This is a genomic window from Alteromonas sp. MTD1, from assembly GCF_042848195.1.
Classification (GTDB): domain Bacteria; phylum Pseudomonadota; class Gammaproteobacteria; order Enterobacterales; family Alteromonadaceae; genus Alteromonas.
Window position 1 is genome coordinate 104,160 of sequence record NZ_BTGG01000012.1, and the last position, 17,422, is coordinate 121,581.

Genomic DNA, 17,422 nt, shown 5'->3' on the forward strand with positions numbered 1-17,422 from the left:
ACAGTTTGTAGCTTAGCTTGCATGCATTTTACTCATGCTCTGCTGCGTTTTATGCTTTCTTGCGACGTGCCATCATCAAGAACCCTGCGCCAAATAATAGCGCCCATGAGGCTGGTTCGCTTACATCAATTGCACCAAAGCGATAGTTGTTCACTTGGCCTGTGAATTCCCCCTCAGGAGATGACAGGTTCTTCGCAATTAAATTTCCATCTACCTGGCCGTTGTAAAAGCTTATATTAGCGTATGGTGCTAATACGCTACCTTTAATACCTACCGAATGGAACGTGATGTTGGTTGCATCTACAAAGTTAAACAGTATGTTGTTCGTAAACTTACCGTCATGACGTCTTTCAGGGGTATCACTACTGGCAGGCGCATTGTCGGCGTACTGACCAGTTTCTGTGAAGTAGTCCGTATTCGAGAAGTTCTTATACGCTTCGTTGAAAAATCCGGTATTGAATAGCTCAACTACTTCGCCTCTAACATTTATGATGTTATAGCTAGTTGAGGTGAAGTCGTACCATATGCTTTTGTCGGCAACGCTAAGCGTTGATGCGTCAATGTCGAATACGTTGATATCGTTTTCGCCCTTGAAGGTGATCGTGTGAACCTTCTCGCGCTCGGTGCCACCTTGCGCCGCACAAGTTTGGCTTTGTGTATCTACTACATTACCGTCTGTATCAAAACACTTGGAAGAACTTTCGACTAAAGTCGTGCCGTTAATATCGCTATCGCGGAAGTCGTTAGAGAATTGACGTACTTCTTCTTCAAGTGCTGAAAACTGAATGTTTTCGACAGTCGCTTTTTTTACTTCGCCACGCACTTCAGCGCCAATAGAAGATTCACCATCAGTAGTGAGCGTACCGCCAGAATTCATTGTGACGGTTCCGTTTATCTCACTTTTTACCAATGTAACGTTAGACTCTGCAGAAACATTCCCATTTTCAACTTTGGAGCCGAACATTCCCTCGTTAGTTCTGCTGTCATAGACTTCAGCAGGGCCACCTAGCACAACAGAATTAGCATGCACGTCGCCAGAAACAACGTTGCTATTCCCCAGCTTAACGTCACCTTCAGAAGTAACATTGCCAGATTTCACCGTTGAATTAATAAGATTGATTGTTTGTTCGGCTTCAATGCCTTTATCTAGTGATAAGTTTTCGCCGAAAACCATACCAGATACAGTGGTACTGCCACCATGCACATTGCCGTTTATGAAATGGAGGTCTTTTCCGACTAGCAGCGCTGAATCTGATAATTGAGGAGAAAGCTGAAGACCGACGTTAAAATCGTTGACTCGCATTTCACCGCCCACAGCTAAACGCCCTTCAACGTCAGAGTATTGACCTTCGAAATCGTTGAAAATAAACGCGTTGTAATTGAACGCTTCGCTCAATTGAATAGGGGCAGCCGCCGCGTAAGGCGCTGATAGTACTGCAACTGCTACTGCAGTATGTAAAACTAATTTTTTCATTGTTGGCTCCAGTGACACCCGAATCTGGGAACCTTTTTTCAACATGGTTTTCCAGATACACCGAATAGTACAATTTGAGCAAAAATCGTTCGACAGTTCAATAGATACTTTGGTATAGGTTTAGATACGAAAAAAGCCACCCGAGGGTGGCTTTTTTTAAGTTAATCAGAACGTTAGCTCTTTTTAACTAGTACCGATACTTTAGAAATACCCGCAACCTTAACTTGGTTCATTACTTCAACAACGGTACCGTGCTCTGTATCTTCATGAGCCTGGATTGCCGCTGAATCTGTATTGTTTTCAGCTAGGAACGTTTGCGTGTTTGCAACAACACGGCGAATATCTACTTCACGACCACCCATAATAATTGTGCCATCCGCATCAATGCGAATAGATAGCGCTTTTGAAGGCTGATCGTTTTTCGCTTGGTTATCTTCTGGGCGGTTTACATCCAAACCTTTTTCTTTCACGAACGAGGTCGTTACGATGAAGAAAATCAACATGATGAACACGATGTCCAACATGGGGGTCATATCAATCTGAGCCTCGTCTTCAGCCGAGGTATGCTTTTTTCTTTTCATCTCGTCTTCTTTTTTCTGTTACGTTCGAGCGCTTTAGTATACTGCTTGTTACAAAAATATACAGACTTTTGTATAAAAACAGTGGGCTCGTTAACACTTGTTGCTGGAAAAATACTCAATTTCACAGAAATAAAACAACAAACTAGGTTTGTTTATGTGAAATAGCGACACCTAATTGGTAAAAATACAACATCAATGCCCGATTGAGCGTTGCTCGCAAATTACCATGAGGGTAAATACCAAGTCTAGCCTCCGTTGACTTTTTTGTGCCTTGCACAAGGAACGCATTTTTGATCTCGTGATCCTGAATGCAGGCCTCAAACGCACGGGCAGCCATCTCTTGAGGCATAGCATAATAATACATTTTTAGCGCGCGATCAGCCTCTACTGATCGCACAAAATACTCATTGGGCCTCTTTTGATCATTTAAAAACAGTAAGGAAAAGCAATCGCTTAATTTTTGATTCAAAGGATGATCGTTCATATTCGCGTTGTCTAGCCAGGCCTGAGTAGCAAAGCTACCGGGGGGCACATTGTCGAACATGCGTGGCGCAATGTAATGATCAAAAGCGTGAAACCATTCGTGCGCTAGCGCGCCAGCACCAGCGTTTTTCGCTAATGCTAGTTGTCTTTTGGCACTGTTATAGTGTGCACTTGCATGTTTTTGACCGCCGCTGCCAAAAGCTAAAGACAGGGATCCGTTAAGAGACAATACCTGTTCATTTACATTTAAAATAGCAACGAGATCGTAAAGTGCATCAAAAAAGAGATTAGCTGCGATCTGCTGCTCTTCAGCGGTAACCCAGCGCCCTACCGTAATGGTAGCAAAGTTGAAGAGTTTTCTTATATCTTGAAACGATACATCTGCACCATCTCGGTGACTTGGGCCATTTCGATAGAACTGCTGATGAAGTCTGCCTTTGTTTTCCAACTTGTAGTGCCTTGAAGTAAACTATGCGCGCAAGTTATGCCATGGCCGCAAGCAGCTGTTCGCACCAGGCTGAAATGCGTTCGTCAGTTTTATCGTATTGGTTCTCGTCATCAAGCGACAGACCAACAAACTGGCTTTTATCCTCAGTAAGGGCTTTTGATGCAGTGAACTCGTAACCTTGATTTGGCCAAAAGCCAACGATGTTACATCCAGAAGGCTTAATGGCATCAAACAGCATACCTAGCGCATCTTGAAACCAGTCAGCGTAACCTAGTTGATCGCCTAGACCAAAAAGCGCAACGGTTTTACCAGAAAGGTCCAAACCATGAACGTCTTCCCAGTGAGACTCCCAGTCTTCTTGTAATTCACCGAAGTCCCACGTCGATATGCCAAATATAATGATGTCGTATTCAGCCGTGCGGTTAAGGCTCACTTCTTTAATGTTGTGAAGGGCTACGATCTCTTCGTCAAACAGGCTGTTGAGTTGTGCTTGAATCTTTTCAGCTGCCATTTCCGTGTAACAGGTAGTTGACCCATAAAACAAGCCGATAGACAGCGCGCCATTACTCATTTACAAACCTCTTTTGCGTTAGTCGTCTTTTGATGACGGGAATTCTACCTCTTTACCGTTGTTCAACAAAGCCTTGCACTGTACTTCGCTGCCATTGTGTGAAATTTTTAATACACCAAGCGCACAGCCGTTGAATAATTCGCCATAACCTTCGCTTGGATGGCGCGGTTTCACCGACATATTTCTTCGCCTTGTAAAAAAGTTCAGCGGTGATTTAGAGCGGTACAATACTCTATTCATTCTATCCAGCCACTTTATCAGTTTATCTGGAAATGCATTTTTTAAACCGCTACATGTGAATTGGGTAATATGCGGGCTGTTGCGTCTAAACCGAAGTCTTACATCGTAAACGAAGGAATAGTGCACATCGCCAGACAGAATAAAAAACTCAGGCGGTGTTTTATAATGTCTAAAGATATTCAGCATAACGTTTGCTGTACCTTTATGTGCCATCCAGTTTTCAGCATCGACAGTAAGTGCTTTTCCAAAAAACGTGAACACTTTTTGGATAGCTTCTATAACTTTAACGCCATATATCGGTGCTGCTGATACAACGATTACGGCTTCTTTACCTATAATAGAATGTTGAAAGTCGCATAACGCTTCCCAATCCATCAATCCTGACGGCTTATTCATGTCCGATTCTGAGCGCCATCGCTGGGTGCGTGTATCAAGCACTTCGATGGGCGGAGATGTTTCTAAACGATAATGCCATTGGTCAAAATCTAATAGCGCATCAATCATGCTGTCGTGCCCAGTAAGTTCACCTTGTTGGATACTTGATTGAAGCTGTTCTATTAGTGGTTTTACTTTCTCAGGCGCGTTACCCCAACCTTGGCATATCAAATAACCCAGTAAAGCGTTACCTACCATTCGTTTTGAAAGTGGGTTGCCATAAACTTCTTGTTCCCAACCTCGGGTAAGGTTCCAATCATCTGTTACGTCGTGATCATCAAATATCATGTAGGTTGGTATGTGCGCGAGTGCGCGCCTTACCGCAGGAAGTTGTTTAACAAACCCCTTTATTGCAATGTGCTCTTTGTCGAACAAATCATGATATTTACTGGGCACGTGACATTTATCTATTGATACGTGCGACCACAGTGCATCTGACCAAGCCAGAATATACATGGCAAAAATTTCAGCACTTGAGATCAGATGGTTTTGCGCATTAACCGAGGTGAAAACTGGTTTTTTCTTAGCACCAAAAAACAGTGAAGATAACACGGTATTGGTGGCTATTTGGGGCAACAATTGTTCTCTTTGGTAAAAACCAAATTCATGTTCGGCCAGGTCGCTTGAATGTGGTACTACAGCACCTGTTAGCGTTTCATGAAAAAGTCCAAGTAGGTCGATGGTATTGTGAATGGCCTTAAGCATGGGGCCTGCAACATCATCGGCGTATATTTGGTCGCCTGTCATCAACAATAAATCAGGTGGAGTAGCATCATTTTGAAATGCGTTTTCGTGCAGTGTATCAACTTGCGCTAATGCATCGTCGTCGTGAAAATGTGGCTTTCTGCAAGACCCATGTAATATTGTTGTGGGCGATGAGGTGTAATGAAAATGCAGTGAAGTACAATTACTGTATAGCAATTGCTGTAAAGATGAATGCCAACATTGCTGGTAGTCGCTGTTGGTAAAGTGAAGGTTGTACTGAATTCGTCTGTTTTCAGGAAACGAGTTTTCACTGTTAAATGACAGTAAATGCACGAATGCACGTTCACCCACTTGTACGGACTGGCAATCTGATGCGCCCGACAAAGCACCATCAGCCAAGTGCAAAGAGAGTGAAATATCATCACTAACACTACTTACAAGCCAAACATAACATTTGTCAGCAGTAACTCGGCGGACTATTGGGCCTGCCACAACAACGGGAAGGGGCTGCATCACCTTTACGAATACCTCTTAGTCTGTCTGTAATAAAACCTAGGCGGCATAAAACATCTGCATACCTTACTCTTTTTTGTTTATAAACGGTATGCTGGATATAATCCGTTACAATTATGTTAGCCGTTTTATATGTAGGGCGTGGTCTACGTAAAATACTGTTTAACTAAAATCTTTGTTTTCAAGACGAGTTCAATGCTCACTTGTAAACCTACATGACTTTTTAAATTGATAATAAATTGATAACTCCCGAGGTATAGCGAATTCATGTTTAATAAAATTGTCTTTACTCTGTGTGCGCTGTTATGCGTTTCAGCATGCAGTAAATCTGCAGAAACTGTGACCACACCAGAAAAAGAATTGCTTGCTACTACCACGGTCGGTGAATGGATTGTTGATGTTGAAGGTAACGTCATGTTTGACCCTCAAACGTCAGGGCTGGTTCTTCTTGATGGCATGTTGACTACTATCGCCGACGCTAGTGCTGAATCATCTCAGCAACTAAAGCTGCATATGATAAATCCATCAGATTCACGTTTGGTAAGTTCAACACCGCGTTTTCACTTTGCATCATCGGTAAGAAGAAGTTGTTTTTACAACTATTTAAACGACCAGCCTGACCTAGAAGCACTGGCTGTAGACCCACGCAACCCTGATGTTATCTATACGGTAACCGAAGATGCCACTCGCACGGGCGCTTTGAGCACGCGCTGCGAAGCTAAATTTGCAGAAACGGGGTCGACTGACTACCCAACGTTACTTGTTAAGCTTACTCGTCTTGATGATGGTCGTGTTGAGGTAAGCAATGTTCGCCCTTTGCAATTTGCCTCATCTCTTGAAGTAGGTAATTTTCCAAACGATGGCATAGAAGGTCTTACCATGGACAAAGACGGCACGCTGTACCTTGGTTTAGAAAAAGACAAAGCCGGTCAGCCACGTATTTTTACCTTAAATATCGATGACAACTTTTGGTCTACCGGCGATTTTGCCCCTGTGAAAGAGCCTAATTTAATATTGCCAACATTTAGCGCTGGCAACCATCCTATTAACGGGTTGGCACTTTACAGTGATAGCGCACAAGGCACCTTTATTATTGCAGCAGCGCGCAATGACAATGAACTGTGGATTATTGACATCAGTGGTGAAAAAGACACAAAACGCATTCCTGTCACTTTTAGGGTAAATGGCGGCGAGGCGTGTGGAGAATATTTAATGGACAACGCGTCTATGGAAGGCTTAATTGTTGAAGGCGATACGCTATGGATTATTAACGATCCATGGGAAAAGAATTATATGAAAAACGCCATTTGCGAAGCTGATACTAAACGCTACGAAGATTTAGCACCCTTATTGTTCCCCGTTACCATCAACAGTAAGTGGTTTGAATAACGTGCTCAACAGCATTTTTAGGTTTGGTTAAGTGAATCAGAAAAAACTGAAAAGGGTTGCTCGAGGCAACCCTTTTTTATGCTTATTTGAATTGTGCTAGGCATCGCTTCGAAGACGCGATGCGAAGGTCTTTTTGAACTTCGCCAACTTTGGCGCCACAACCATTGCGCAGTATTGGTTCTGCGGATTATTTTTAAAATAGTCTTGATGATAATCTTCAGCGTCATAGTAGTTGTTTATTTCGACAACTTCGGTAACAACAGGATCTGGCCAAATTTCTTCTTCGATAATTTCGGCAATAATTTTCTCAGCTTCAGCTTTTTGGGCATCATTGTGATAAAAAACGGCACTACGATATTGTGTACCCACGTCGTTACCCTGACGATTAAGCTGGGTTGGGTTGTGCAGTGCAAAGAAAATTTCTAATACTTCGCGATAGGAAAGGCTGTCTGCATCGAAGGTTACTTGTACAACCTCCGCATGTCCTGTGTTGCCGCTGCATACTTCTTCGTAGGTTGGATCAGCTTTGTCTCCACCTGCGTAACCTGAAATCGCTTTTTCAACGCCATCAACGCTATTAAAAGCCGATTCAATACACCAAAAGCATCCACCCGCAAGCGTTGCTACTTGTAAATTTGCCATGTTAAAACCTCGCTATCTATATGGCTGTAGTGTGGGTGTGGGTGAGCTACAACTCAAGTCATCCAACCTAGTTTTTTTAGCGTATAAAAGCATAACAAATTCACAAAGTAGTGGTAATTACCTATAGCTATTCATGCGCGGCGCAAATAAGTTCGAAGATTCGTCATTAATATAAGCGCTAAATTATATGAATCGTACGTTGGAAACCTCATTCAGGAGTAGTTTTTTGATCATTTTTTATGACGGTTATTGTCCGTTGTGCATGGCAGAGATGAATCACCTGCGCAAGCGAGATAAACATCAGCGCCTTAAATTGGTTGATATACAAAATCCAGACTTTAGTGTTCAGTATCCCACGTTAGATTGGCATGCTTTGAATGCGCGGATACACGCCTTACGTGACGATGGTACGTTAATAACTGGCCTAGATGTAACCCATGAAGCTTGGAAAGCAGTTGGCATGGGATGGGTTTACGCTCCACTGCGTTGGCCCGTTATTCGCATTTTCGCAGACATGTTTTACAACGTTTTTGCGAAGCACCGATATACCATCTCATATTGGTTGACAGGTAAAAAACGCACATGCGAACGCTGCATTCCAGGAGAACCCAATGGCGAATAATACACTTATCGTTGGTGCAAGTGGCGGAATAGGTCAAGCACTTGTAAAACAGTACGCACAAAACAGCGACCATGTTTATGCGGTTACTCGTGTGACCAAAACTGATTCGGACATGCCAAACAACGTCTCGCTTCATTCCATGAAGTTGCAAAACGACGCCGCTATCTCTGAATTTTTAAAAGGTTTAAAAAGTGACGGAATTGCGCTTTCCACCGTTGTCATCACCACAGGCTTTTTACATAACGACGATGCAGGTATCCACCCCGAAAAGCGTTTAGAAGATATCTCTGAGGAGGCAATGGCACAATACTTTGCTGTTAATACCATTATTCCTTCACTATGGGTCAAGCAGCTTGTAAACGTAATGGATAAGCATAACGCTACGGTTATTTGTTTAAGTGCCAGGGTGGGGAGTATTTCCGATAATGGCCTTGGTGGCTGGTACGGCTATCGCGCGTCAAAAGCTGCGCTTAACATGATGATGAAAACGGCGTCGGTTGAATATAAGCGTAGATTGAAAGATACAATGCTAGTGTGTTATCACCCTGGTACGGTTGATACGTCGTTGTCGAAGCCGTTTCAAAAAAATGTGGCCGCAAAAAAGCTATTTACCCCCGACTATACGGCAAGTCAGCTAATCACGCATGTTGCATCACTAGATAGAGAGCAAGTTTGTCATTTTATAGACTGGAATGGCGAAGTGGTAACCTGGTGATACGGTCCGACCACATTTCTGTCGACTCAACATCAAGACTTTTTATTTGACTGCTGTTACCATGCTATTTTTGGGAATGGTGCAGCGTATTGATATGCCTGAAGAGGTTGCAATACAACGCGTTGACGCCAAAGTGAGTCATTTCATGTAACGCCATCCCGATAATTAATAACAATAACTCAACAAGAGGAAGGGATATGAGCGGGGCCAGAGAACAGTTCGGATCGCGCATAGGATTTATTTTAGCTGCAGCGGGTTCTGCAGTGGGAATTGGTAACCTAGTAGGTTTTCCTGTAGGTGCCGCGAAAAATGGCGGCGGTGCATTTTTGCTGATGTATGCCATCTTCGTTTTCGCTATTTGTTTGCCAGTAATGCTTGCCGAAATGTCGGTGGGCAGACATGCGAAAAAAGACCCACTGGGTGCTTACAGTGCTATCAGTAACGAAAGTCCTAAATGGAAGTTAGCAGGCTGGTTGGCTATAGCCACACCTTTTATGATTGCCGTGTTCTACATGGTTATCACAGTGTGGATTTTTGGTTACCTGTTCGAAGCTGTTAGCGGTAATTTAGATAAGCTTGCCAACCCAGATACCTTCGGCATTTTTATCAACTCGCCTTCAATATTTGCGTATATGGCAGTGGTAGTTGGTGTAGTGTATCTAATACTACAAGGTGGTGTTAAAGAGGGTATTGAAAAAGCCGCTAAACTGCTGATGCCTGCCTTGTTCGTTATGTTACTTGGCTTGGTCATCTTTGTTCTAACCCGTGAAAACGCTATGGCTGGTGTTGAGTTTTACATTGTACCTGACTTCTCCAAGCTTACTGCCTCGGTAGTTAACGGCGCGCTAGCACAGGCTTTCTTCTCGCTATCATTAGGTATGGGTATTTTAATTACCTACGGAAGCTATATTGATAAACGCGCAGACGTTCCGACTTCAGCAAAGCTAGTTGCATTAACTGATACTGCAGTAGCGTTTACCGCTGGCCTTATGATTTTGCCTGCTATTTTCTCGTTCAACCCCGAGATTAATCCAGACGAGTTAAGCGAGTCGTCAGTGGGCATGATATTCACATACTTGCCGAATATCTTTTTAGCGCTTCAAGACTCAATTGGCTATTTAGGGGCATCTTTTGTTGCTAGCCTTTTCTTTTTGTTGGTGTTCTTTGCAGCAATTACGTCTTTGGTATCTATCTTTGAAGTACCTGTTGCAGCACTTATGGATGAGAAAGGCGTTAGTCGTAAATGGGCCTTGGCGTCACTGGGTAGCATCATGATCGTGCTAGCAATTTTTAGTGCGCTATCGTTCGGTAAAGTAGAGTTCCTTACACATTTTATGCATTATGCAGGTGTTGATAAGTCGCTGTTTGACGTGATTATCGACGTATTTTACGAGACTATTTTACCACTTAATGGCTTACTTATTTGTATCTTTGTAATTTATCGCTGGAAGAGCGCTAACTTTAATGCCTCATTGGAAGAAGGCAGTGATGGTTACAAAGGCAGCTGGTTTGAAAAGTATGTAGATGTTTCATTGAAAACATTTATACCGCTAATTCTGCTGGTTATTTTTGTTAATACTGTTGCGGTTAAATATTTCGGTTTTAGTGTGTTCGGCTAAGCTTTTAGCATCCCAGTACGCACAAGACTAAGTAAATAAAAAGGCGGTAGCATCAACATGCGCTACCGCCTTTTTTGATCAATTAATTTTGATTAACCCAAAAATCGAACAGTTGACTACATTACGTTAGTACATATCGTAAGGGTCTGCGTAAGTCGGCGATATGCCTACTTCCTTCCAGCTTTTCTCAGCATTTATCACCTTTCCGCAAGGCGCTAATTCTGTATCACTGAACGTAGGCTCGGGAATGTTAAACGCTTGTGCCGCTTTAACGTAGTAGTCCCCGCGTTTTGGATGTGCAGCACTGCAAAGTTGAAACACCTTGTTCGATAAAGGTTTTGTGATAATAACCTTTAGTGCCTCAACCACATCGAGAATGTGCACCAAATTTACTCTCTTATTTCCGGCACTGATATCTCGTCCGCTGAGCGATTTTGCGGGGTGGCGGTCTGGACCCACTAAACCGGCTAAGCGCACAATTGACACCTTAACTTTTTCGCTTAGCGTTAATAAACGGTTTTCTATTGTCACATGGGCATGAGCCGATGCCGTCTCAGGTGATGTAGGCGAATTTTCAGTTATTATATCGCTGGCTCTATTGCTAATTGCATCGCCGTATACTGACGTTGTGCTGATAAATACAATGTGCGATACGTTCGCAGCAATAGCATCATCGATGAGCGACAGCATGTTCTTTGTGAAAGTTTCAAGGTTAGTGCTTCTGCGACCTGGAGGTATGTTAATAACGAATGTGGCACCGCTTAAATGTTTTGTGAGCACGCTAGTAGGGTCGCCTAAAGTAAACTGAACACCCTCAATACCTTGTGCCTTAATTGCATCTACCTTTTCTTCACTTCTGGAAGTGGCAACCAAGCTATATTCATCCTTAACGCTTGTGGCTAAATAGCCTGCTAACCACCCGTAACCGCTAATTACTAATTTGTTCGGCACTCTCTTCTCTCCAAAAAAGCATTTTCGTTTAAAAGCGTATAGCCGCTTAAAACGTATAGTCGTTTAAAACACAATTGTGCCTAAGCATAACTTAACTAATATCTTGTTGCTGCAATGAATATACGCACAAAAAAGCCGAGTTGTTTTACCAACTCGGCTTGTCCATATTCTGCTTTCGCTTTAACCTGTCCGCTTCCTTGGAATAAGCAATGGTGAAAGCCTTATTTTCAGACCTTTACCACAGTAAGCGTTAAGCATTCTTACATGCGCATCTCACCGTGACTTTCCATATCTAACAAGTTCAAATCATCTAGACCTGAAATTGTTGCCTGCATTTGGCCTTCGGCGTAATCAGCTTTTTGTAGCACTTCACAAAGCGCGTCAGCTTTTTCTTCAAGTGCTGCTGCTTGAGACTCTAGACGAAACTCTAAGTCTTCGCCCCACGTCTCCATGCGCTGTTCAAATTCTGACATATCACCACCTTCCCACAGCATTTGAGTACCCAGTGCTATAAGAATGCGACCCATAGATTCGCTTACTAGCGACTCTAACTCTGCTTCAAACTCTTGCTCCCAGCTTTCATCAAACCAGCCTGGTTCTTCAAACTCAGTCGAGTCGACACGAAGGTTGCCGGCATCGTCGTAGAAGGAAGTCGATAACTTAGTTTCTAATGAGGTAAACAGTGTTTGGAAATCATCGTCCATGGTGTTGTCGCCAAGTAATTCGGTAAATACTTCGCTTACTGCCACGTTGGCAATTTTCAAGCCTTCACTAGCAATAGTAAGTGTCATTGGAATTGCCATATCGATACTGTCGTAGTATTCGGTTACCCAGCGCTGCTGTTCGCTATCTAGCGCTACGTCTTTACCGTTTAGCGTTAGGTTATAGTACTGGTCAATTTTCACTACGTTGCCGCTGTCCATTTTAACGGTTAGGTCGCCTTGGTAATATTGAATGTGACCATCAAGCTCTACATCACAGCTATTGTTCTGAAAATGTGTATCGTGGGCCATTGCTTGGCCACTAAGTAAAGCACTTGCTACTGCAGCTGAAACCAATAATTTGTTCGACATTGTTATTTCCTTAATCAAAATTGACGAAGCAACGCTTTCTTGAACCACATCACACCGCGGGTGGCAATGAAGCGTGTTGATAGGTTTGATTTTGCAATGCGCTTGCCATTATTTATTGTTTATTTAAATCAATGGTTTACGAGTTTCTCTGCGACTGTTTAATTTAAGGTTTATTCAATACTTAGCGAAAAAAGTGATTTAGTAGCAAATTTGACCAAGATCAATTTTGATGAATTTGTGGCTAATTAAACTAAACCCAAGCATGTTCAAAACATTTTTATTGGTGCATAATACCGACAATTATTTTTAGGGGTACCACAATGGCTGATTGGATTAATGCAATTATGTTTGGTGTTGCGCTAATTGCCTTTACTCTGGGGCTAAGCAGCATCGTTATGGGCTTAATGACTGCGAAAGCAGGTGCAGAAGGCATGCAAGAGAAAATTGAATACGGTTTCTTTGGTGTTACCGGTTTGATTGTGTGTATGCTTATGGCCTATGCCTTGGCGTAACTTTTGTCTTAGTACATGACTTACGTCAAAAAAACCGGCTTTTAAGCCGGTTTTTTTATGTCTCAATGTCTGTTCAAAACAAAGTGCGGTGTAATGTAACTAATCCGCGTCAGCGCTTTGTTCACTGTCACCTTTAAGCTTGTTTTTCATTATGACTCGCGCGTTCATCTTTAAGATACTGCTCACGCTGAGCTAACAGCGATAGGTGGCCGTCTCTTTGGTATGCCCTTAGCTCAAACGATGCAAGCATAGCCATCACGTGATCAAATACATCAGCCTGTATTTTCTCGTACTTTACCCACGCTTTTTCTGCACTAAAGCAGTAAATTTCCAGTGGCAGCCCAAGTTCATTCGGCGGAAGTTGACGTACCATTAACGTAAGTTCCTGATTAATATTGGGGTGCTTACGAAGATAGGCCTCAAGATAGGCTCTAAAGGTACCAATATTGGTTAACCGTCTGCTGTTTAGCAAATCTGACTCATCAATAGACATATCGCGGTGATAGTCGCGAAGCTCTGTTTTCTTCTTTTCAATATAGTCATTAATGAAGCGAATACCTGACAAGCGTTCTAGCATATTGTTGTCGCAAAGCTTAATAGAATGTATATCGATATACACTGCACGTTTAATTCTTCGCCCGCCTGACTCCTGCATGCCACGCCAGTTCTTTACTGCTTCTGTGGTTAAACTATAAGTCGGCAGGGTTGAAATAGTGTTATCCCAGTTTTGTACTTTAACGTTGGTTAAACCTATTTCCAGAATTTCACCGTCTACTTCGTACTTGGGCATCGAAATCCAGTCACCGGTGTTAAACATTCGGTTCGCAGCAATTTGAATACCGGCAACAAAACCTAAAATTGTGTCTCTGAAAATAAGCAGCAGTACAGCAGCTATTGCGGTTAAGCCTGATAAAAGCAATAAAGGACTTTTGCCCACAATAAGCGAGATGCTAAGTAAAATAGCAACGATGGCAAAGGCAAGTTTAGAAACTTGAATAAAGCCAGTGATAGGAGCACGACGCGCCAGTGCAGATGCGTTGTACACATCTTCTATCGTACTTAGTAATGCAAATACTGCAAGAACACCGCTATACAGCATATAAAGTTGGGCGCTTTTTATAATGGCGCCGTGCATCACGGCTTCATCTTCTATCAGCACAGGTGTAGCAATATAGATAAACAGGGCAGGAAAGAGGTGCATTAAACGCCTAAAGAAACCGTGTTCTTGTAGGGCGTTATCCCAACGGTTGTTAGACTTATAAACCCAGTTAGCAATTTGAGGTCGTATTAATAGCCTAGCAATAATGTAAATGAACGCTGATACAACAAGTATTGTACTTAACGCTAATACATTAAAAAGCGGGTCTTCCGTGGTTAAATTTGGAAAGAGATCTTTAACGTAATGAATAAAGGTATCGCGTATAGAAGAGCTCATCTCCATAGCTTATGACTCCAATAAATTCTTAATGCGGTTGTCTTTATTTTTCCACAATCCGTTGAGCCAATTCTGAAAATACACGCGAAACTCTGACTCGGTTTTAGCGGATTCCTGTTGTAGTTCGGGCACTGGCGTGACGTTCACGTCTATTACGATTTTTGTCATACGCCCACTAAGCATGGCCATCATTGGGTGGCGTTTGTTTTCAGGATATAACAAAGAAATATCAAGCACATTGGTAAATAACTCGCCCATTGCGGCAAGCGTAAAAGATACGCCACCAGCCTTTGGCGGTAATAGATTCGTATAAGGGCTTTGCTTTTCTATGTGCTTATCTGTAGTAAAGCGGGTGCCTTCAACAAAGTTAATCACGGTTGTTGGTACCGTTCTAAACTTTTCACAATAGGCTTTTGTGGTTTCTAAGTCTTTGCCTTTTTTCTCTGGGTATTTTTCAAGATAAGCCTTGGTGTAGCGATGCATAAAGGGCATATCAAGCGCCCATGCGCCTAAACCAACAAAAGGAAGCCAAATTAGCTCCTTCTTCAAGAAAAACTTAGGAGCAGGAATACGATGGGTAGCAAACTCAATTAATAAAATAATATCTAGGTAGCTTAGGTGGTTGGCAATAATTAAATACCAGCGGTCTTTAGCCAATTCGCCGTGAACAGCACATTCAATATCTACGCTGTTAAACAGTCGAATAAGTAGCACGCTAATGCGCCCGAAGCTGAACATAAGGGTATGCATTACGCCATTCCAAGCAGTCCTAATGCGACCGTTAGGCAGCAGTAGTTTTACCAGGCCAAGTAAAATAATAAGCCCCCCCCACAGCGCTAAATTAGCAATTTGAAGGGTAGTGTGAATAACGAAAATAAATGGAGCCAATACTGCACGGATCATAATGGTTTCTGAGTTGCGTTGAGAGAGTCTAATAAATTGTCTTTTGCTTGCCAGCGTTCATTAAGCCACGCTTGAAAGCGTTCACGAACTTGAGGATCGTCAAAATATTTATCGCTAAAAATGCCATTCTCCATAATATCTTTAATGGGCATAACATCAATGTTTACTCGAATATTTCGCACCTTTCCGCTTACGAAATCCCAAAACGACGGAACGCCTTGTGGGTAATCAATGGTGACATCAATAAGTTTATGCAGGTGGTCGCCCATTGCCGAAAGTACAAATGCAACGCCACCAGCTTTAGGCTTTAAAAGATGCTCAAAAGGCGACCCTTGCTTGGCGTGCTTTCCAGCAGTAAAGCGTGTTCCCTCTACAAAATTCATGATACTGACAGGCTTTGTACGAAACTTTTCACACGCCTGGCGCGTGGTTTCCATGTCTTTGCCTTTCAGGTGAGGGTGTTTTGCTAAGAATGCTTTTGAATACCTGCGCATAAATGGAAAGTCGAGTGCCCACCAAGCTAGGCCAAGAATGGGTACATAAATAAGCTCTTTTTTGAGGAAGAATTTTAAAAAGGGGATTTTGCGATTAAATACGCGCTGAAGTACAAGAATATCAACCCACGACTGATGGTTTGCTATCACTAAGTACCAATCATCACGGGTTAACTTTTCCAGGCCATTTACTTGCCACGACGTGCGGCCGCTAATTCGTTGGTTTAAATTGTTAACGCTAATCCATGCAGTAGCACATGCATCTAATAAATAAGATATAAAACGTCGCCATGGTGCGATAGGAATGAGTTTAAATACTGCCAGAATAAAAATAGGGGTAGACCACAACACTGTATTGAAAAAGTATACGATGACAGAAATAGTGCCCACAATATGATGCAGCAAAGCGTTTACCATTGTACTTACCTCAAAAATTAGGCACTTAGTGTAAACGAACTTGATCTAAAATCCGATAGAGCCTTTACTGAATCACCAATAATCATGTAAATAATTAACGATAAGGAGTTGGAATGAAGCTAGTTGGCGAAAATAGAGTATTTGGTGGTAGACACCTTCGCTATACGCACTCGTCTGAAACAACGCATTGCGAGATGACATTCGCACTGTTTCTTCCCCCTTTCGCGTCGGCAGAAAAGCCTGTGCCTGTTCTGTATTGGTTATCTGGACTAACGTGTACCGACCAAAACTTTATGCAAAAAGCAGGGGCTATGAAATTGGCTGCCGAGCTTGGCATGGCCATTGTTGCACCTGATACCTCGCCGCGAGGAGATGATGTACCCGATGACGAAAACGGTGCTTACGATTTTGGGCATGGGGCTGGGTTTTACGTTAATGCAACGCAAGCACCGTGGGATAAGCATTACAAGATGTACAGCTATATCACTGAAGAGCTTCCTGCTTTGATTGAACGCGAGTTTCCAGTTACCAAAGAAAAAGCCATCAGCGGCCATTCCATGGGCGGTCATGGTGCGCTAGTTATTGGAATGCGAAACCCTAATAAATATGTTTCTGTATCGGCGTTTAGCCCTATTGCGAACCCTAGCGATTGTCCGTGGGGTGAGAAAGCGCTTAGTCGATATTTGGGTGAAGATAAAACCGCGTGGGAAGACTACGATGCATCCCTATTGCTTGCGAGTAAAGCGCACTATATTCCTATGTTGGTAGAACAAGGCACAAAAGACGAATTTCTACAGGACCAGTTAAAGCCGCAGTCTCTGGTGCATGCTGCGCAACGCTCTGAAACGCAGCTTACATTGAACATGCATGAAGGCTACGACCATAGTTATTACTTCATTGCTTCTTTTATAGAGGAGCACCTTGAGTTCCACGCTGGCCACATGGGGCTGATCTAGCGTTTTATTTCATTGTTTCTTTAAAAGCCGAGGCAATGTCCTCGGTTTTTTATTGTTGCAGTAAGTAAAATTGGTCAAGTTTCATAGTGCTATATGCTTCCTCGTTGAAATCTAAACGTGCCTTATTGTTTTTTTATTGAACATAGGTACTATACGCCGCTCGCAAACGCATGCCCTGCGTTGCCTGTGTTAATACCAAGTAAGTTGAGGTTGTTTGAACGTGCCTATCACTGAGTTAAATCGT

General features: G+C 42.7%; 17 protein-coding genes. 6 read left to right on the plus strand and 11 right to left on the minus strand.

Features of this window, described 5'->3' with window-relative positions; all coding sequences use genetic code 11:
- Positions 1 to 49: 49 nt before the first annotated feature.
- The 5 genes from ACGHAV_RS16000 to ACGHAV_RS16020 all read right to left on the minus strand — a co-directional run bounded on the left by ACGHAV_RS16000 (position 50) and on the right by ACGHAV_RS16020 (position 5,450).
- Positions 50 to 1,474: a collagen-binding domain-containing protein gene (locus ACGHAV_RS16000; RefSeq protein WP_390382890.1), complete on the minus strand. Its 1,425-nt coding sequence runs from the start codon at positions 1,472 to 1,474 to the stop codon at positions 50 to 52.
- A gap of 173 nt (positions 1,475 to 1,647) precedes the next feature.
- Entirely contained in the window at positions 1,648 to 2,055 is a 408-nt protein-coding gene (locus ACGHAV_RS16005; RefSeq protein WP_390382893.1) for an ExbD/TolR family protein, read from the minus strand.
- Positions 2,056 to 2,197: 142 nt separating this feature from the next.
- Entirely contained in the window at positions 2,198 to 2,986 is a 789-nt protein-coding gene (locus ACGHAV_RS16010) for a CLCA_X family protein (protein WP_390382896.1), read from the minus strand.
- Between the two features lie 34 nt (positions 2,987 to 3,020).
- On the minus strand, positions 3,021 to 3,557 hold the full coding sequence (gene fldB / locus ACGHAV_RS16015) for a flavodoxin FldB (RefSeq protein ID WP_390382899.1): 537 nt from the start codon (positions 3,555 to 3,557) through the stop codon (positions 3,021 to 3,023).
- A gap of 18 nt (positions 3,558 to 3,575) precedes the next feature.
- Positions 3,576 to 5,450 carry an alkaline phosphatase family protein gene (locus ACGHAV_RS16020; protein WP_390383000.1) on the minus strand — a complete coding sequence of 625 codons (1,875 nt, stop codon included), beginning with the start codon at positions 5,448 to 5,450 and terminating at the stop codon, positions 3,576 to 3,578.
- 267 nt (positions 5,451 to 5,717) lie between these two features.
- Between ACGHAV_RS16020 and ACGHAV_RS16025 the strand changes: the two genes are divergently transcribed.
- Entirely contained in the window at positions 5,718 to 6,839 is a 1,122-nt protein-coding gene (locus ACGHAV_RS16025) for a hypothetical protein (protein ID WP_390382902.1), read from the plus strand.
- A gap of 96 nt (positions 6,840 to 6,935) precedes the next feature.
- Here ACGHAV_RS16025 and msrA read toward each other — a convergent pair whose 3' ends face one another.
- Positions 6,936 to 7,481: a peptide-methionine (S)-S-oxide reductase MsrA gene (msrA, locus tag ACGHAV_RS16030; RefSeq protein WP_390382905.1), complete on the minus strand. Its 546-nt coding sequence runs from the start codon at positions 7,479 to 7,481 to the stop codon at positions 6,936 to 6,938.
- A 226-nt stretch (positions 7,482 to 7,707) separates the two neighbouring features.
- Between msrA and ACGHAV_RS16035 the strand changes: the two genes are divergently transcribed.
- The 3 genes from ACGHAV_RS16035 to ACGHAV_RS16045 all read left to right on the plus strand — a co-directional run bounded on the left by ACGHAV_RS16035 (position 7,708) and on the right by ACGHAV_RS16045 (position 10,437).
- Positions 7,708 to 8,103 (plus strand): thiol-disulfide oxidoreductase DCC family protein, encoded by a 396-nt coding sequence (locus tag ACGHAV_RS16035; RefSeq protein WP_390382908.1) that lies wholly within the window; start codon positions 7,708 to 7,710, stop codon positions 8,101 to 8,103.
- The gene (locus ACGHAV_RS16040) at positions 8,093 to 8,818 is read left to right on the plus strand and encodes an SDR family NAD(P)-dependent oxidoreductase (protein ID WP_390382911.1); all 726 of its coding nucleotides are present in this window, start codon (positions 8,093 to 8,095) and stop codon (positions 8,816 to 8,818) included. Before ACGHAV_RS16035 ends, ACGHAV_RS16040 begins: the two co-directional genes overlap by 11 nt.
- A 197-nt stretch (positions 8,819 to 9,015) precedes the next feature.
- Positions 9,016 to 10,437 carry a sodium-dependent transporter gene (locus ACGHAV_RS16045; RefSeq protein ID WP_390382914.1) on the plus strand — a complete coding sequence of 474 codons (1,422 nt, stop codon included), beginning with the start codon at positions 9,016 to 9,018 and terminating at the stop codon, positions 10,435 to 10,437.
- Between the two features lie 126 nt (positions 10,438 to 10,563).
- Here the strand turns inward: ACGHAV_RS16045 and ACGHAV_RS16050 are convergent, their stop codons facing one another.
- The gene (locus tag ACGHAV_RS16050) at positions 10,564 to 11,388 is read right to left on the minus strand and encodes an NAD-dependent epimerase/dehydratase family protein (RefSeq protein ID WP_390382917.1); all 825 of its coding nucleotides are present in this window, start codon (positions 11,386 to 11,388) and stop codon (positions 10,564 to 10,566) included.
- A 260-nt stretch (positions 11,389 to 11,648) separates the two neighbouring features.
- On the minus strand, positions 11,649 to 12,461 hold the full coding sequence (locus tag ACGHAV_RS16055; protein ID WP_390382920.1) for a DUF2884 family protein: 813 nt from the start codon (positions 12,459 to 12,461) through the stop codon (positions 11,649 to 11,651).
- A gap of 320 nt (positions 12,462 to 12,781) precedes the next feature.
- Between ACGHAV_RS16055 and ACGHAV_RS16060 the strand changes: the two genes are divergently transcribed.
- Positions 12,782 to 12,973 (plus strand): hypothetical protein, encoded by a 192-nt coding sequence (locus tag ACGHAV_RS16060; protein ID WP_334016028.1) that lies wholly within the window; start codon positions 12,782 to 12,784, stop codon positions 12,971 to 12,973.
- A gap of 133 nt (positions 12,974 to 13,106) precedes the next feature.
- Here the strand turns inward: ACGHAV_RS16060 and ACGHAV_RS16065 are convergent, their stop codons facing one another.
- From ACGHAV_RS16065 to ACGHAV_RS16075, 3 genes are read right to left on the minus strand one after another with little or no spacing between them, the layout of a single operon-like run.
- Positions 13,107 to 14,414, minus strand: a complete 1,308-nt coding sequence (locus tag ACGHAV_RS16065) for a mechanosensitive ion channel family protein (RefSeq protein ID WP_390382924.1) — start codon at positions 14,412 to 14,414, stop codon at positions 13,107 to 13,109.
- 3 nt (positions 14,415 to 14,417) lie between these two features.
- Entirely contained in the window at positions 14,418 to 15,311 is an 894-nt protein-coding gene (locus ACGHAV_RS16070) for an acyltransferase (RefSeq protein ID WP_390382927.1), read from the minus strand.
- Complete coding sequence (locus ACGHAV_RS16075; protein ID WP_390382930.1) at positions 15,308 to 16,222, minus strand: acyltransferase; 915 nt, start codon at positions 16,220 to 16,222, stop codon at positions 15,308 to 15,310. The genes ACGHAV_RS16070 and ACGHAV_RS16075 overlap by 4 nt, the downstream gene beginning before the upstream one ends.
- Positions 16,223 to 16,335: 113 nt before the next feature.
- On the opposite strand from ACGHAV_RS16075, the gene fghA reads away from it, so the two are divergent.
- Entirely contained in the window at positions 16,336 to 17,178 is an 843-nt protein-coding gene (gene fghA / locus ACGHAV_RS16080) for an S-formylglutathione hydrolase (protein ID WP_390382933.1), read from the plus strand.
- Positions 17,179 to 17,422 lie beyond the last annotated feature (244 nt).

What these genes read in the sequence shown, in the direction of transcription:
- ACGHAV_RS16000 (WP_390382890.1), bottom strand. Translation starts at nt 1,474, where the DNA reads ATGAAAAAATTAGTTTTACATACTGCAGTAGCAGTTGCAGTACTATCA.
- ACGHAV_RS16005 (WP_390382893.1), bottom strand. Translation starts at nt 2,055, where the DNA reads ATGAAAAGAAAAAAGCATACCTCGGCTGAAGACGAGGCTCAGATTGAT.
- fldB (WP_390382899.1), bottom strand. Translation starts at nt 3,557, where the DNA reads ATGAGTAATGGCGCGCTGTCTATCGGCTTGTTTTATGGGTCAACTACC.
- ACGHAV_RS16020 (WP_390383000.1), bottom strand. Translation starts at nt 5,450, where the DNA reads ATGCAGCCCCTTCCCGTTGTTGTGGCAGGCCCAATAGTCCGCCGAGTT.
- ACGHAV_RS16025 (WP_390382902.1), top strand. Translation starts at nt 5,718, where the DNA reads ATGTTTAATAAAATTGTCTTTACTCTGTGTGCGCTGTTATGCGTTTCA.
- msrA (WP_390382905.1), bottom strand. Translation starts at nt 7,481, where the DNA reads ATGGCAAATTTACAAGTAGCAACGCTTGCGGGTGGATGCTTTTGGTGT.
- ACGHAV_RS16040 (WP_390382911.1), top strand. Translation starts at nt 8,093, where the DNA reads ATGGCGAATAATACACTTATCGTTGGTGCAAGTGGCGGAATAGGTCAA.
- ACGHAV_RS16045 (WP_390382914.1), top strand. Translation starts at nt 9,016, where the DNA reads ATGAGCGGGGCCAGAGAACAGTTCGGATCGCGCATAGGATTTATTTTA.
- ACGHAV_RS16055 (WP_390382920.1), bottom strand. Translation starts at nt 12,461, where the DNA reads ATGTCGAACAAATTATTGGTTTCAGCTGCAGTAGCAAGTGCTTTACTT.
- ACGHAV_RS16060 (WP_334016028.1), top strand. Translation starts at nt 12,782, where the DNA reads ATGGCTGATTGGATTAATGCAATTATGTTTGGTGTTGCGCTAATTGCC.
- ACGHAV_RS16065 (WP_390382924.1), bottom strand. Translation starts at nt 14,414, where the DNA reads ATGGAGATGAGCTCTTCTATACGCGATACCTTTATTCATTACGTTAAA.
- ACGHAV_RS16070 (WP_390382927.1), bottom strand. Translation starts at nt 15,311, where the DNA reads ATGATCCGTGCAGTATTGGCTCCATTTATTTTCGTTATTCACACTACC.
- ACGHAV_RS16075 (WP_390382930.1), bottom strand. Translation starts at nt 16,222, where the DNA reads ATGGTAAACGCTTTGCTGCATCATATTGTGGGCACTATTTCTGTCATC.
- fghA (WP_390382933.1), top strand. Translation starts at nt 16,336, where the DNA reads ATGAAGCTAGTTGGCGAAAATAGAGTATTTGGTGGTAGACACCTTCGC.